The sequence below is a fragment of the Limnovirga soli genome (genome assembly GCF_013106755.1).
Classification (GTDB): Bacteria; Bacteroidota; Bacteroidia; order Chitinophagales; family Chitinophagaceae; genus Limnovirga; species Limnovirga soli.
On record NZ_WHPF01000004.1, the window covers coordinates 1 to 15160 of the forward strand.

12 protein-coding genes and 1 tRNA gene are annotated in these 15160 nt (G+C 39.3%); 5 read left to right on the forward strand and 8 right to left on the reverse strand.

Features of this window, described 5'->3' with window-relative positions; translation table 11 throughout:
* Positions 1-210, forward strand: a 210-nt coding sequence (locus GD597_RS21855; protein WP_216368521.1) for a hypothetical protein, incomplete at its 5' end; no start/stop codon positions are given.
* Positions 211-228: 18 nt separating this feature from the next.
* On the opposite strand, the gene GD597_RS05740 is transcribed toward GD597_RS21855, so the two are convergent.
* The 3 genes from GD597_RS05740 to GD597_RS05750 form a co-directional block, all read right to left on the reverse strand.
* Positions 229-828 carry an EF-Tu C-terminal domain-related protein gene (locus GD597_RS05740; protein WP_171606876.1) on the reverse strand — a complete coding sequence of 200 codons (600 nt, stop codon included), beginning with the start codon at positions 826-828 and terminating at the stop codon, positions 229-231.
* A gap of 158 nt (positions 829-986) precedes the next feature.
* Entirely contained in the window at positions 987-1523 is a 537-nt protein-coding gene (locus tag GD597_RS05745) for a GNAT family N-acetyltransferase (RefSeq protein ID WP_171606877.1), read from the reverse strand.
* Positions 1524-1599: 76 nt separating this feature from the next.
* Positions 1600-2067, reverse strand: a complete 468-nt coding sequence (locus GD597_RS05750) for a hypothetical protein (RefSeq protein ID WP_171606878.1) — start codon at positions 2065-2067, stop codon at positions 1600-1602.
* Between the two features lie 364 nt (positions 2068-2431).
* On the opposite strand from GD597_RS05750, the gene GD597_RS05755 reads away from it, so the two are divergent.
* Positions 2432-3625: an FG-GAP repeat domain-containing protein gene (locus GD597_RS05755; protein WP_171606879.1), complete on the forward strand. Its 1194-nt coding sequence runs from the start codon at positions 2432-2434 to the stop codon at positions 3623-3625.
* A 189-nt stretch (positions 3626-3814) separates the two neighbouring features.
* Here GD597_RS05755 and GD597_RS05760 read toward each other — a convergent pair whose 3' ends face one another.
* Both GD597_RS05760 and GD597_RS05765 read right to left on the reverse strand, forming a co-directional pair.
* The gene (locus GD597_RS05760) at positions 3815-4081 is read right to left on the reverse strand and encodes a hypothetical protein (RefSeq protein WP_171606880.1); all 267 of its coding nucleotides are present in this window, start codon (positions 4079-4081) and stop codon (positions 3815-3817) included.
* A 137-nt stretch (positions 4082-4218) separates the two neighbouring features.
* A complete protein-coding gene (locus GD597_RS05765; RefSeq protein ID WP_171606881.1) occupies positions 4219-4776 on the reverse strand; it encodes a glycosyl-4,4'-diaponeurosporenoate acyltransferase CrtO family protein in 558 nt (185 codons plus the stop codon).
* 349 nt (positions 4777-5125) lie between these two features.
* Here GD597_RS05765 and GD597_RS05770 point away from each other — a divergent pair, with 349 nt between their 5' ends.
* On the forward strand, positions 5126-8464 hold the full coding sequence (locus GD597_RS05770; RefSeq protein ID WP_171606882.1) for a ThuA domain-containing protein: 3339 nt from the start codon (positions 5126-5128) through the stop codon (positions 8462-8464).
* Between the two features lie 186 nt (positions 8465-8650).
* Positions 8651-10381, forward strand: coding sequence for a GMC oxidoreductase (locus tag GD597_RS05775; RefSeq protein ID WP_171606883.1), 1731 nt, complete (start codon positions 8651-8653; stop codon positions 10379-10381).
* A gap of 329 nt (positions 10382-10710) precedes the next feature.
* Here the strand turns inward: GD597_RS05775 and GD597_RS05780 are convergent, their stop codons facing one another.
* The 3 genes from GD597_RS05780 to hscB form a co-directional block, all read right to left on the reverse strand.
* Positions 10711-12495 (reverse strand): T9SS type A sorting domain-containing protein, encoded by a 1785-nt coding sequence (locus GD597_RS05780; protein WP_171606884.1) that lies wholly within the window; start codon positions 12493-12495, stop codon positions 10711-10713.
* Positions 12496-12906: 411 nt separating this feature from the next.
* Positions 12907-12990: transfer RNA gene (locus GD597_RS05785), tRNA-Leu, on the reverse strand.
* Between the two features lie 60 nt (positions 12991-13050).
* Entirely contained in the window at positions 13051-13560 is a 510-nt protein-coding gene (gene hscB, locus GD597_RS05790) for a Fe-S protein assembly co-chaperone HscB (RefSeq protein ID WP_171606885.1), read from the reverse strand.
* A 349-nt stretch (positions 13561-13909) separates the two neighbouring features.
* Here hscB and GD597_RS05795 point away from each other — a divergent pair, with 349 nt between their 5' ends.
* Positions 13910-15109: an NAD(P)-dependent oxidoreductase gene (locus GD597_RS05795; protein WP_171606886.1), complete on the forward strand. Its 1200-nt coding sequence runs from the start codon at positions 13910-13912 to the stop codon at positions 15107-15109.
* Positions 15110-15160 lie beyond the last annotated feature (51 nt).

Genomic DNA, 15160 nt, shown 5'->3' on the forward strand with positions numbered 1-15160 from the left:
GTAAAAAGGCATAAAAGCAAATTCTATAAAAATACAAGCCAAATTAGCCCAACATTAACCCAAAAATCAGGCGTACTTGCGTCGCACTCTTGTACGGCTGGATTCTTAATGGACCTAAACCGCATGGAAGAGGAATGCAAAAGTTGTATGAGGAGAAAGATAAGGTATAAGAAAAGTTTATTTAGCAATCTGAGAGGAGCTGAGGATTAAATTTTACCTAATTATTAACTACCGGCTAGCTTGTTGTAAATGTGTATTAATAATTTCAATTACTTCTCCATATCCAACAACTTTTTGACCTTCACCGAATTCAAATCGTTGTCCTACGAATAAATATTTTTCAAATAACATTGGACTTAATATCCTTATTTCTGCAGTCACCGTTTCACCTGGAAATACTTTTTCTTTGTCAACAAATAACTGTTCACCTGAACTCATTTCTTTTCGTCCGTCAAACCTAACATGAGGTCTATATCCTGATGCTGCATATCCATTCCTTCCACCTTCCTCGGTTGTGAGGTACGTCAGTTTTGCAACAAAGTCTGGGTTGCCTTTTTTTACTTTGTCGATATAAACAACTTGAATTCTGTTATCAGCTTTATATGTCAAAAAATATGGTTCTTTCTCAAAATGTATTTGAAATTGATTATTTAAGAACTGTGTCCTGATATTTTCCACTTGAATTTTGTCAAACGAATAAACTTTGTCATGTAATTCTTCTATTCTGTTAAGCCACTTTTCAACAGAACTCATTATGTCTGCCGAATGAATGGTATGTCGGTAATTATTATTTGAAGTTTCAGTTCTGTATGAAAATGTCTGAATCATGAAGTAAGTCTAAGTTTAACTCTAACTTAAAAATATACTAACTAAATAGCCTTTCCAAAAATGAGTTATCATCTCTATGTTGGTAGCTAGGGTTGAAATCCCCTTGCTTACTCTACTACCGGTTAGGCGTTTTATGAGTACATCAATTAAAGGCTATCTCAAGATTTTAATCCCCATAACCAAGCGTCGCCAATCTCATGGTCTTGAACGATTTCAATAAATTCAAATCCATTATTCTGTAAAATTTTTGTAGAAGCGTTATGTTCTGGTGCTGTTTTGGCAGTGATTGTTATTGTTGGATCTGTTTGTCGTGAAATTGAAACGAGTTCTTTGCAACAAAATGAAGCAATTCCCTGCCCTTCAAATTCTTTAAACGTCCAATAAGCAATTTCTACTTTGCCTTCCTTAGGTTGTCCAGTGAATCCACAAGAACCAACAATCTCATTTTCTCTTACCACAAAGTATCCAACCCAAGGTAGGTTAAAGCCAATTATTTGGTAGTAATCATCGTAAGATTTCAATAACATTTGACAATTATCAGATGAGTAAATGTCATTAGATTTGTCAATATTGAGTTCAAGTATTTTGAGTTTCATTTTCAAACACTTTTTTCTTTTCTTTTTGGTGAAAGAATTCAAGGCTTCAGATAAGCTTGCCGCTAACTCAAAAATATACGAACTAAATAGCCTTTCCAAAAATGAGTTTTTATCCCAATGTTGGGAGCAGTGGGCGAAATCCCCTTTGCTACCCGAATGTATTAAACTTGGCGTGTTATGCTTGAGCTTTTGTTGATTTCAATATTTTGTCAACTGATGTTAATGTGTCTAATGTAAAACCAAATCTATTGGTTATTACAAATTTGTCTTTAGGGTTTAAAAATATGTTAAGGGTAAATGGCGAATACAAATACCTTTTCCAACCTGAATAGTGTATTAATTCTGAGGTAATTTGCTCTATTCCATATATTTTGATTTTCTCTCCAGACATTCTACTATTTAGTATCAGAATCATTTCTTTTTTTTGTCCGTCAATTTGAATTTCGCTTACATGGTATTGGGTTAATATGTCTCCAAGTTTACGAAGGAAAATAACAACGACTCCAATAATAAAATTATCCCTGGTAATTGAGTAAAAATAATTTAAAACAAAATATACCAAAGCTGCAAATGCAATTGTCCATAGCCAACTTTTCAGTTCGTTAGACCAAAAATATTTCTTGTTTGTTTTAAAAAATTGCATTGTTAGATTGTGTCAAAAAGTTGCCTGCAAAAATAGACGAACTAAATCCCCATGCAAAAAAATGCTACTATGGTTAATCAATGCTATTAAAGTGCGTTTTCTAAGTTCCTCTTATACCCGGTTAACAGCCCATTAAATAATCCAACCGTACAAGTGAGTGACACAACCGGTGATGCCATGAAAAACAGCTGCTGGTAACAAAAACCTTGCATTTGCCCCACTTTTAAAACTTATTTTATGGGTTATTAATCCCTTATGCAATTGGTATCAATTAAATGCTGTAATTTTTGATTGCTTTTATTTATTCACTTATTTACTGCAGGGTACCTTATTGCTGCAGTAAATAATATTTCTAACATGCCATATGTACACATTTGCCAGCAGTTTTTATAGGCGTATTTTTCTTTTAGTTGGTATGATGGTTAACTTGCTTAGTGCCGTTCAGGCGCAGGATACCATTATACAGTCGGGCCCCGTTAAATTTACAAAGCATATCGTTAGCCGCACTTTTATTTCGGAAGGGGTGGCTGTGGGGGATGTAAATAAGGATGGTATCACCGATATACTTGCCGGTAATTACTGGTTTGCCGGCCCCGCATTTAGGCCCACCATGCTGCATACAGATACCCTTACGCAGGTGCCCGGCTATAGCACCAGTTTTTTAAATTTTTGTATGGATGTAAATAACGATGGCTGGCCCGATTTAATACGTTTTGACGTGCCCGGAAGCACCTGCGCCTGGTACGAAAACCCAAAAAATAAAAAGCTATTATGGCCATCGCATCTTATTTTGTCCACGGCCGGCAACGAAACACCCGCTGTTGAAGACGTAAACAAAGATGGCCGTATGGATATTATTTGTAACGATACGCTGGCTAAGCAGGTAATATGGTTACAAGCACCTACCGGTAAAAAAGATACGGTTTGGCAGCGTCATATTATTAGCAATAATAGTGGCTTGGCTACCAACCGCTATACGCACGGACTTGGCTGGGGCGATATAAATAAAGATGGCCTGGAAGATGTTTTAATTAAGCATGGTTGGTGGCAATCGCCGGCAGATGTTACCACGCCCAACTGGACATTTCACCCCGCCAATTTTGGAGAAGATTGCGCCAATATGTTTGTGATGGATGTAGACAAAGATGGCGACCAGGATGTATTGAGTTCCTCCGCACACGATTATGGCATTTGGTGGTACGAACAACAGCAGGATGCACAGAGTAATACCAACTGGCTAACGCATACCATCAGCACCTTATTTTCAGAATCGCATGCACTGGCTTTGCAGGATATTGATGGCGATGGACAGCCCGACCTGATTACCGGCAAACGTTATTTTGCCCATAATGGTGGCGACCGCGGCGGCTACGATCCGGCCGTTTTGTACTGGTACCAATATATACCCGGCACCACCCCGCAATGGATACCTTACCAGATAGACAATAACTCCGGTATTGGCAACCGGTTTATAGTAGAGGATATTGATAAGGATGGATTAATGGACATTGTGATTTCCAACAAAAAAGGGGTATTCTTTTTTCAGCAGATAAAATAAATACATGGGCAGAATAACCATTATTGGCCCGGCGATAGATTAATATGGCATCGCCGCTTGCGTCGCACTCTTGTGCGTTTAGATTGTTTATTGGGCATAAGTAACAGGTGAAAATTAGCGTCAGTATTTGACATGGTACTTTTGGTGGTTACTGCACACAAATTTCCGGATCAACTCATTTTAGTTACCCTATAAAAATTTAGCCGCAATTCCTACCAGTGCAGATATGCCGCCGTTTATTTTGTTAATGGCAGCTGCTTTAGCCTGGTTGTTATTGGTGGCATCTTTCACTTCTGCCAGAACCTTTGCCAGGTCTGCCTTGCTAATGCCCGAATCCTTTATAATGGCTTCTACCTCATCGTCATTCAAACTGGTTAAACTGGAGAATTGAATAGTAAACTTATCATCAGCCATTTTTGCAGCTGCTTTTGCAAATACATCAAATTTGTAGGCCATAATAAATCGTATTAATGATATACTTGCTTACACTATTAATAATTGTATTTCAGGATAACGGGTAATAGAGAAAATATAGTTTAAGTGATGGTGGTAAAGATGCATACAGTATGCGAGGCTTTAAGGAAAAGCTTTGCCTAATTAGCCCTAAACAATTGCAACTTAAGCCGCATATACTGTTGTAAAAGAATAGGGTATATGTTATAGGTAATATTCAGTAAAAATATACTGCAAGCCCAAACTAAACTGTTTACTGCAAAAGCATACACTGTTGTTTCAAGAAAGAATACCAAACATATCCAGTGAAATTTTTCAAATAAATAAGTAGTGTGTAAAAGTGTCGCAATGGAAGTGCGATTATGCCTTACTGCTTTATATTGCGGGAACTTCTTTTTAATGAGTTTGTTTATAATTACCCCATTCTGAATAAGGGTCTCCATTGATGCTACACCCAGTTTTTTATAGATGCCGGGATCTTTTGCCAGTTGTAATGTATCCAAAAATCTCTTTTTGAAAATTATTGGAATAAAGCTGCTGGGGATAAAAAAATAAAGAGGCAACAAGCTTTCCTCTGTATACCAAAACAGGCAAACTGGTGTAAAGTGTATTATTGTCCATACCAGGTTGGGCACCATATTATACCTGGCCAGGAGTTTTTTTATTCTTTTATCCTCTTCACTACTAGTTAAAGGCATTATTGAAAAGTGTTTGTTGATTATGCTTGCAAGATTTTGGCTGCATTTAAAAGTAGTATTTAAAAATTATTCCTTCCCTACTGGCGCGGTTAAATTTGGGATGGCTTCACATATAATTGCCTACGTTTTCATCATTCGCTATAATTGATAATTGTATTGGCGTAATAATTCATGCTTTAAAAAGCTGCCCAAACAATCCGAACGTACAAGAGTGCGACGCAAGAGTAGCCAAATGTGTAGCCTGCAGCCGGGTACCAACTGGTGGTAAAGAATTGGTGAAGGGCTTAAGTGTCAATCAAACATTTTATATATCTTTCAGCTTCATTATTAATTGCCTAAATATATTTTCATGCGAAAGATTGCCTGCTGCATTTGCCTTTTACTGGTTGTGTTTTATTTTTCTGCCTGCCATACAGGTACCAGCTCACCTAAAGTGTTGCTTTTTGTTAAAACAAAGGGCTACCACCACGAATCAATAACCGCTGGTATTGCCGCGATTGAACAACTGGGGAAGGAGAATAATTTTGGAGTAGACACCACTACCGATGCATCATTGTTTACTGATGATAACCTGAAACAATACCGGGCAGTTGTATTTTTAAGTACCACCGGCAATATTCTTAACAGCGATGAACAGGTAGCTTTTCAACGCTATATAGAAGCAGGTGGTGGTTTTATGGGCATACATGCTGCAGCCGATGCTGAGTATAACTGGGCATGGTATAATAAATTGGTGGGTGCTTATTTTAAAAGTCACCCCGGCAACCCCAATGTAAGAAAAGCCACTGTTGATATTACAGATGCTGCAAACCCTGCCATGAAGGGTTTACCTGCCAAATGGGAGCGTACCGATGAATGGTACAATTACAAAAATATTAATGCCGATATTACTGTATTGGCTACACTGGATGAAGATAGTTATGAGGGTGGCGAAAACGGCGCCAATCACCCGATTGCCTGGTATCATGATTATGATGGTGGCAGGGCTTTTTATACCGGCGGTGGTCATACAACAGAAAGTTATAGCGAACCCTTGTTTTTGCAACACCTGGCTGGTGGTATAAAATATGCCATGGGGCCTGATACTGCCCAACTGGATTATACAAAAGCCTATGCTACAAAAGCACCGGAAGAAAACAGGTTTACCAAAGTGGTGCTTACCAACGACCTGAATGAGCCAATGGAAATGGCAGTTGCACCCGGCGGTACCGTATATGTAATTGAGCGTACCGGTAATTTTTTCGCCTATAATCCCACCGCTAATACTACCAAACTGGTGTACCGGTTTCCGGTATTGCTGGATACAAAAGATGTATCGGGAAATGGATTATTAGGTGTAACGATTGACCCTGATTTTGCAGTAAATAAGTTTATTTATTTCTTCTACACACCTATCGATAAAAATTACCACCAGAATATTTCCCGGTTTACCATGATTGGCAATGATTCGCTTGACCTGGCTTCGGAGAAAGTGATTAAACAAGTGCCAATTGATGGGGAAGTAAGTGCCCATACCGGTGGCTCGCTGGCATGGGATAAAAACAAAAACCTGTTTATTTCTACCGGCGATAATACGGTTCCCTTTGAATCGGATGGGTATGCACCATTGGATGAAAGGGCCGGCAGAAAAACATTTGATGCCCAACGCTCGGCCTCAAATGCCAATGACCTTCGTGGTAAAATTTTACGCATACACCCCGAAGCTGATGGCAGCTATACTATACCCGAAGGCAATCTGTTTGCAAAAGGCACAGCAGGCACCCGGCCCGAAGTGTTTACCATGGGTTGCAGAAACCCCTACCGTATATCTGTAAACCAGCAAACATCTACTGTGTACTGGGGCGAAGTTGGTCCGGATGCAGGGGAAGATTCCCGCCATGGCCCAAGAGGGTATGATGAATTTAATCAGGCCAAAAAGCCCGGCTATTATGGCTGGCCTTATTTTGTAGGCGATAATAAAGCCTATAACGATTCTGATTTTGCTACCAAAGAAGTTGGGCCACTCTTTGACCCGAATGGCGCAACCAATACCTCGGTAAATAATACCGGTATTCAACAATTGCCACCGGCAACAAAACCCATGGTTTGGTACCCATATAACCTCTCGAAAGAATTTCCTGATCTTGGCGAAGGCGGCCGTGCTGCCATGGCGGGTCCATTTTACCATTACAATAAGAGCACTGCCAAAAAGAACAGTATTCCGGCCTATTACGATAATGCGTTGTTTGTGTTCGATTGGATGCGTAACTGGATATTTGCCCTGCGTTTTGACGATCAGGAAAACTATACCCGTATGGAAGCTTTTATGCCATTAACCGGCGATTTTAAAAGACCTATTGATATGGATATTACCCCCGAAGGTGTAATGTATGTATTGGAATATGGTACCATTTACGGAGCAGATAATGATGATGCCCGGCTGGTAAGAATTGATTATAACGATGGCAACCGTGCACCCGTTGCTAAAATTGAGGCCGATGATACCATAGGTTTGGCTCCCCTGAAAGTAAGTTTCAATAGCAATAAAACCTACGATTACGACGAGGATGATCAGCTGAAATATGAATGGACATTTGAAGGCAATAAAGTGGGGGCTACAGAAGCTAATCCGGAATATACTTTCGCCAATAAGGGTGTATACAAAGTTACCCTTAAAGTAACCGATCCTTCGGGGCTTAGTTCAACAGACACGCTGGAAATTAAGGCGGGCAATACTTTGCCAGAGGTAACCATTAATACCAATGGCAACAGCTCTTTTTATTTTGACAAAGCTTCGCTGGATTATACAGTGGCGGTAACTGATAAGGAAGATGGTAACATCAATGCCGGGAACATACAAGTGCAACTAGATTATGTGCCAAAAGAAGCTGGTACCTGGAAAACAGTAAATGGACAGGGGGTATGGATCAATCCGGCCCAAACCCTTATCCAATCCAGCGATTGTAAAGCTTGTCACCAAATTGATAAACGAGTGCTGGGTCCGTCATTTAAAGAAGTAGCCGAACGATATACCAGTTCCCCTGCGGTTATTTCAACACTGGCTAATAAAATCATCAGCGGTGGGGCAGGTGTTTGGGGCAATACCCATTATATGACAGCCCACCCGCAATTGAGTAAAGAGCAGGCAAGCACTATTGTAAAATATATTCTATCGCTTATCCAACAAAAATCGGTGGACAGTTTGCCTGCAACAGGATCGGTAGTGTTGCAGCCCTCGAATAGTAAACAGGCAGGCACTTATGTATTGTCTGCCACTTATACTGATATGGGTAATGGCGTTGTGCCTTTAACCGGCAAACAGCAGTTGGTATTAAGGCCACCTTTTATAGAGGGCGAAGATGCAGATATAGTAAGTCGTATCAATCGCGGAACCAATGAGTTGGGCAGCATTCATAACAAATCTTATTTTGTATTAAAAGCAATTGACCTTAAAGGCATTAGTCAGGTTACCTATAATTATTCTTCTAACAATATTGGTGCTACATTGGAAGTGCATATAGATTCCGCCAAAGGCGCCATTATAAGTACGTTGAACTATGCCGCTACTGGCGATTGGAATAAATACAAACAGGTATCTACCGCCATACAAGATCCAGGTGGTAAACACGATTTGTATTTTGTGTTTAGAAAAGATACAGAACCCAACCATGATATGTTTGCACTGGATTGGTTGCGTTTTGGAAAATAGCAATGATGTACCGGGCAGTTGAGGTACTATCAGCATCCTTGCGTCGCACACTTGTACAGCAGAATAGCCATTAGCTAAAAGCCCATACAGTTATGCAGTACAAGTGTGCGACGCAAGTACAGTTGCCAAATAGTCAACAGCCGGGCAACAAAAACCAAGAAATAATTTATAAAAAACAGTACCATTATGGCAGGCGATACTTTACAGATAAACAATAGAGCCAAAACCCAAAATACCTACGATGCCATTGTAATTGGTTCTGGCATTAGCGGCGGCTGGGCAGCCAAAGAATTAACCGAAAAAGGGTTAAAAGTATTAATGCTGGAACGTGGCCGTAATTACGATCACATAAAAGATTATGCCACTGCCGGTAAAAACCCTTGGGATTTTACCCACCGCGGCAAAGCAACCACCCAATATAAAAAGGATAATCCCGTCATCTCAAGAGATTGGGCCATGTATGGCACCGCCGCACAGGAACCCTTGATGGATGCCTGGGTAAACGAAAAAGAATCGCCCTATGTGCAGCAGCAGCCATTTGCCTGGTGGCGTAGTTATAGAATGGGTGGCCGCTCATTGCTATGGGGCCGCCAAAGCTACCGGTTAAGCGATATGGATTTTGAAGCCAATGCCAAAGACGGTATTGCTATTGACTGGCCAATACGCTATAAAGACCTGGAGAAATGGTACGATTATGTAGAAACCTTTGCAGGCATCAGCGGCACAAAAGAAGGGCTGGCGCATTTGCCAGATGGACAGTTTTTGCCACCCATGGATTTAAATTGTGTTGAAAAAGATGTGGCTGCCCGAATAAAGGAGTTGTACAAAGGCCAGCGTCATATGTTTGTTGGCCGTGTTGCCAATCTTACCCAGGAAATACCAGGTAGAACCAAATGCCAGTTTAGAAACCGTTGCTGGGAAGGTTGTCCTTTTGGCGGGTATTTTAGTACCCAGTCATCCACGCTGCCTGCGGCGCTGGCAACAGGCAATTTAACCGTGCGCCCATGGAGTATTGTAACGAAAATTATTTACGATAAGGATACCAGGAAAGCCACAGGCGTAGAAGTGCTTGATGCAGAAACCAATACAACTTATGAATTTTATAGTAAGATCGTTTTCTTAAATGCATCTGCATTGAACAGTGCGTGGGTATTAATGAATTCCGCCACGGATATTTGGCCCGATGGACTTGGCAGCAGTAGCGGAGAACTGGGGCATAATATCATGGATCATCATTATATGCTGGGCGCCCAGGGCACCATTGAAGGTTTTGAAGACAAATATTATTATGGCCGACGTGCCAATGGTTTTTATATTCCACGGTTTGCCAATTTGTATGGCGATAAAAGAGATTTTTTACGGGGCTATGGCTATCAGGGCAGCGCCAGCAGAAATGGCTGGAGCCGCGATATTGCCGAACTGAATATTGGTGCAGATTTTAAAGAAGCACTTACCGAGCCGGGTGGCTGGAGCATTGGCGCTACCGGCTTTGGCGAAATACTGCCTTACCACGAAAATAAAATTACCCTTGATAAGCAGGTGAAGGATAAATGGGGACTAAATGTACTTTCTATGGATGCCGGTTTAAAAGAAAACGAACTGGCCATGCGTAAAGATATCATCAAAGAACTGGTGGCTATGTTTGAAGCAGCCGGTGTAAAAAATATTACTACCTGGGATAAGGATTATAATATTGGCCAGGGCATACACGAAATGGGTACGGCGCGTATGGGGCGTGATCCAAAAACCTCCGTGCTAAATGCCAATAACCAGGTTTGGGATGCCCAAAACGTGTTTGTAACCGATGGGGCAGCCATGACTTCCTCTGCCTGCCAAAACCCTTCGCTTACCTATATGGCGCTAACTGCAAGGGCAGCCGAGTTTACCGTAAACGAAATGAAAAAGGGGAATTTATGAGCTGCCAAAAAAAAGCAGTTTAGATAAAGTAGTTGGCAATTTTAGGTAAAAGGCATTTTTGTGGGCCTGGCAATAGATTAAAATGGCATCGCCGCTTGCGTCGCACACTTGTGCTTTTGGTAATGCTGTGCAGCTTTTAATAAACTCAAAAATAGTTAATCGAAATAAAAAATTGTAGCACCAAAAAAATGGATTATTATTTTTATTGAATTAAATACATTTTATCTCGTTATAAATTAAATGGCCTTTTGATTTTCGGATTAATTAACCCTAAAAATTCTTCCTAAGTAGGAATATCTTGCAACATAAATAAGAATAGGAAATTTTTATTATTCCTTTATAAATCTTTTGCTAATCACAGTTTTACCGTTACTGATGATTAATGCATAGTTGCCTATAGGAAGTTGTGATAAGTTATATGAAAATGAGGTATTTACGGTGCTTGCTGTTTTTCTTACATTTCCATTTATGTCCACGATACTAAGTTTGTTATTAGCGGATGCACTTAAACCTTCTATTTGCAAACTATATTTTGCAGGGTTAGGATAAATTATGACTTTTTCATCTTCATTACTTTTTGAAATTATTAATGTATTGCTATAAGATATGTTTTCGGAATTATTTACAATTCCAACCCTATAAGAGTTTGTACCCGAAGGAACATTAAAGTCTTCGAAAGTCTGGAGATGAGAAGCGTTACTTCCAAATATCTTCGAGATTTCTACAAAAGGATTACCGTTATTGCTTCTTTGAATACTGTAATAATTTAAATTTCTATTAAGTCTGTCTTCCCATGTAAAACCATGATGATGAAGCCATTTTTTTATACGAACATATATAGGATTTTTAATATTATTTGTTGATAAATACTTGGAGACCATATAATTAGTTGTATTTGTTTCCGAAAAATAGCTACCACCTGATGCCGTAAATACACCGTTATGGTCAATAAATAATTTTTCAAACAAACTGTGCTCACCAGCATTATAATTTACCTCAGAACCGTTTGTTCCAAATGTTGAATCTATATTACCGCTGCTACTAAATCCATACAACGTTGCATAATACTTTGTACTTGGATATGCTTCAACAAAACGCCCGGCTACAACAATATTGTTGTTTGACGTTATTCCTATTTCATTTCCTTCCGTCCAATTATATCCCATTTCCAAAATTTTTATTCCATTATTACCAAATGCTGCATCCGCATATCCTTCGGCAGTGTATTTTACCAACGTGAGATTACGAATACCTTTGCCTTTATAGAGGGAGTAGCCAGTAGCTAAAATAAAACCATCGTGAACTTTTATGTTTTTTAGTGAACCACTTCCAGTACCGGGTATTAAAATTTCTGCTTGCCCCTTGCTTCCAAAAGAACTAACCAAAGAACCCTTGTCATCTAATTTTAGTAGAATATAAGAAAGAGTTCCTGCTGCCGAATCATATGCTATATAAATATTTCTGTTGATATCAACTGCCAAACCATTTACTTCATAGACTAATGATTTGGTTAAAAAAATCGAACCGTTGTTTCCAAAATTTTCATCTTTTGTGCCGTCAGGCATGTACTGGTTAACAAACAAACCTCCTGGTTTTTGAGATTCGCCGCCTTCATTATCCGCGGTACCGGTTATTACAATCCTGCCATCAGATTGTAAAATAATTTTATTAGCATTATCCTCTTGTTGAATGTCCGATAGAACTATTCCATTAGCGCCAAAACTGCTATCTAATTGGCCATTTGATTTGAAACGGACCACTATAGCATCTGCTCTATTTGTTGAAGTTCTGTTGGGAATACTACCAGTAGCTAGTATTTTACCATCTCCTTGGAGTAGGATATCGTTGCAAATGGCTCCGTTTAGCACCAGATTATTAACCACACCTTCGGAGCCAAATGCTTCATCTGCAGTTCCGTCTGGATTATATCTGGTCAGTAAAAAATTTCCGCCACCCAAAATAATTTTTCCGTCTTTTTGGATAGCCAAACTATTGCTGAACTCTTGAATCCGTTTATCTACTAAAACGCCGTGATTTCCAAATGATTCATCTAATGCTTGTGAAAAAGCATATTGCGTAAAAAAGCTAAAAATTAATACCAAGAATGTTTTCATAAAAATGTTTTTAAGTTGATATAATTTTTTTATTCTATTGCGCAGGCAGTATTGCTGCGTCCATTATTTGTTTCGCATTTTTCCTAATATTCTGACATTCAACAAATTGATAATTTATAAGCAATTGATACAGTCAGTTCACAGTGGATTTCTCAAAAGATTCTGCGAACGAAGGCGGAAGTCTTAAGTGGATAGGGATTTTTATAGTGTTTGAAAATAAAAACATTTTCTTACAATACAAGTTAATTTTTTAGCATATTAAAAAACTAGCGCCCGGTCAAACAAGTATTTTTAAATGCGATAATAGTCCCCTGCTGCGACATTAAAGTAGCATTGCTGAAAACATTTAAAGCTATTTTTTTAAATGTTTTAGTAATAAAAAAGCCGTTCAATTGAACGGCTTTAAAACAGTGCCCAGAACAGGAATCGAACCTGCACTACCTTGCGATAACCAGATTTTGAGTCTAGCGCGTCTACCAATTCCGCCATCTGGGCGCTTTCGCAACGGTATTTTGCATTTGCATGCATTTTTAACCGGGGTGCAATATTACTACGCTATTTTAATCCAGCCAAAATACGGCTAAGATATTTTTTCTTATAGTAGTAATCTTTTACTTGCAACAGTTCTTCTTTGGTAGAAACACCGTCCGTATAATGTTCAATAATCTCTTTAACAGGTGCATATATGGCTTCTTGAATGTTTTGTAATTCTTGTTGAATGGCTGCTTTTTTGGTAGCATCTTCCTCCATGCTTGCTTCCATTAGTTGTTCATTAATATCCATCATCTCCATTAAAAAACTATTGGAGAGCTGGTATTTTTCTTCCACTTCTATTAAACCGTGCAGTTGCAATACATACTGTATAGTAGCATCCGGCTGTTGTAAGGTTTTATAGGCTTTGTTTATCAATGCCGATTGTTCCAGCATATCTGTTTGCTCGTCTTCGCCGGATTGCGTATAAAAATCTGGATGATATTTTTTTTGCAGTAAAAAGTATTGTTTGCTGATGGTGCTTTTATCTACTACCAACTGTACAGGTAAACCAAATAACTCGAAATAATTCATGTGTTAAAAATAAATATGTAAAAACCTTTATGCTGGCCCCGTTTGCCGGAAATGTAAAATTAGTTAAGTATGGCCAATAGCCATTATATGTAAGTGGCCTTTATGTTAAAAACCGGTCTGTTTGCTTACTACAAGCGGTATGATTTGTAGCTATCCATTCCTTTCCAACTTTATTCTTAGCTGCCACAAGGGAAGAACGATGCAGTGTGCGACGCAAGTAATGCCATATAATTGTTCTGCTGTTGGTTACCTAAAAGGCTGTTAGCAGCTTTTATAAACAATACAGTTGATATTAGCCCCGGCACTAACTAAAATTACTTTACTTTGCAATTCTAAAAAATAAGAACGAATGTTAGTTATTGGATTAATAAGAGAAGGGAAAATACCTGCAGATAATCGGGTGGCACTTACTCCGGCCCAATGCAAATGGATACAGAAAAACAGTACCAACATCTCCATTTTTGCCCAGCCAAGCAATAACAGAAGTTTTACCAATAAAGAATATGAACAGGCTGGCGTGATTTTAAAAGAAGATCTAAGCAACTGCGATATGCTGTTAGGCATTAAAGAAGTGCCGGTGCATATGTTAATACCCAATAAAACCTATCTGTTTTTCTCGCACACCAAAAAAAAGCAACCATATAACCAGGGTCTAATGCATGCCATGATGGACCGCAATATTACCCTGATTGATTATGAATGTCTGGAGCATGCAGATGGACAGCGCATTATTGGTTTTGGATTTTTTGCCGGCATTGTTGGTGCCCATAATGGCATAATGGCTTATGGTAACAGAACAGGTGAATTTAGTTTGGGCAGGGTGCATAAAAGCAAAGATTATCGGGAGTTAATACACACTTACTTTGGCCTTAAACTACCCAACATAAAAGTGGCTGTTACCGGCAGTGGTCGCGTTGCCCATGGTATTATTGAAGTAATGAACCTGATGGATGTGCAGGAAGTGGAGCCGGATGAGTACCTGCAAAAGCAGTTTTCTTACCCTGTATACACCCATTTAAAAGGCGCTGATTTATACCGCCATAAAGAAACTGGCCAATATAAAAGAGAGCATTTTCATGAAAATGCTGCTGATTATGATTGTTTGTTTGAACCTTTCTGCAGCGAAACTGATGTGCTGATGAATGGCATTTACTGGGATAAAGCTGCACCGCGCCTTTTTGAAATGGAGGCATTGCATAGCCCGGCCTTTAGAATTCAATCTATTGCAGATATTACTGACGATGCATTTGGCAGCGTACCCTGCAACCTGGGCGATGCCACCATTGATGATCCCATTTATGGGGTTGATAGGCTAACCGGTGTAAAAACAGCACCTTATTTACCCGGCAGTATAGATGTTATGGCCGTGGGCAACTTACCCAATGAATTACCCCGCGATGCCAGTCGTTTTTTTGGCGAGCAGTTAATTAAACATATTCTACCCGATTTATTGGGTAATGGCAGTGTGGTAATAGATAGGGCCACTATATTAAAAAATGGTAGTCTAACACCCCATTTCAACTACCTGACAGATTACGCAGCACATTAAAAATCAACGACATATTTTAATATTTTTGGCTGTTTATATGTGCTACTTTAG

What these genes read in the sequence shown, in the direction of transcription:
- GD597_RS05770 (WP_171606882.1), top strand. Translation starts at nt 5,126, where the DNA reads ATGCGAAAGATTGCCTGCTGCATTTGCCTTTTACTGGTTGTGTTTTAT.
- GD597_RS05750 (WP_171606878.1), bottom strand. Translation starts at nt 2,067, where the DNA reads ATGCAATTTTTTAAAACAAACAAGAAATATTTTTGGTCTAACGAACTG.
- GD597_RS05755 (WP_171606879.1), top strand. Translation starts at nt 2,432, where the DNA reads ATGTACACATTTGCCAGCAGTTTTTATAGGCGTATTTTTCTTTTAGTT.
- hscB (WP_171606885.1), bottom strand. Translation starts at nt 13,560, where the DNA reads ATGAATTATTTCGAGTTATTTGGTTTACCTGTACAGTTGGTAGTAGAT.
- GD597_RS05765 (WP_171606881.1), bottom strand. Translation starts at nt 4,776, where the DNA reads ATGCCTTTAACTAGTAGTGAAGAGGATAAAAGAATAAAAAAACTCCTG.
- GD597_RS05775 (WP_171606883.1), top strand. Translation starts at nt 8,651, where the DNA reads ATGGCAGGCGATACTTTACAGATAAACAATAGAGCCAAAACCCAAAAT.
- GD597_RS05760 (WP_171606880.1), bottom strand. Translation starts at nt 4,081, where the DNA reads ATGGCCTACAAATTTGATGTATTTGCAAAAGCAGCTGCAAAAATGGCT.
- GD597_RS05795 (WP_171606886.1), top strand. Translation starts at nt 13,910, where the DNA reads ATGTTAGTTATTGGATTAATAAGAGAAGGGAAAATACCTGCAGATAAT.
- GD597_RS05740 (WP_171606876.1), bottom strand. Translation starts at nt 828, where the DNA reads ATGATTCAGACATTTTCATACAGAACTGAAACTTCAAATAATAATTAC.
- GD597_RS05780 (WP_171606884.1), bottom strand. Translation starts at nt 12,495, where the DNA reads ATGAAAACATTCTTGGTATTAATTTTTAGCTTTTTTACGCAATATGCT.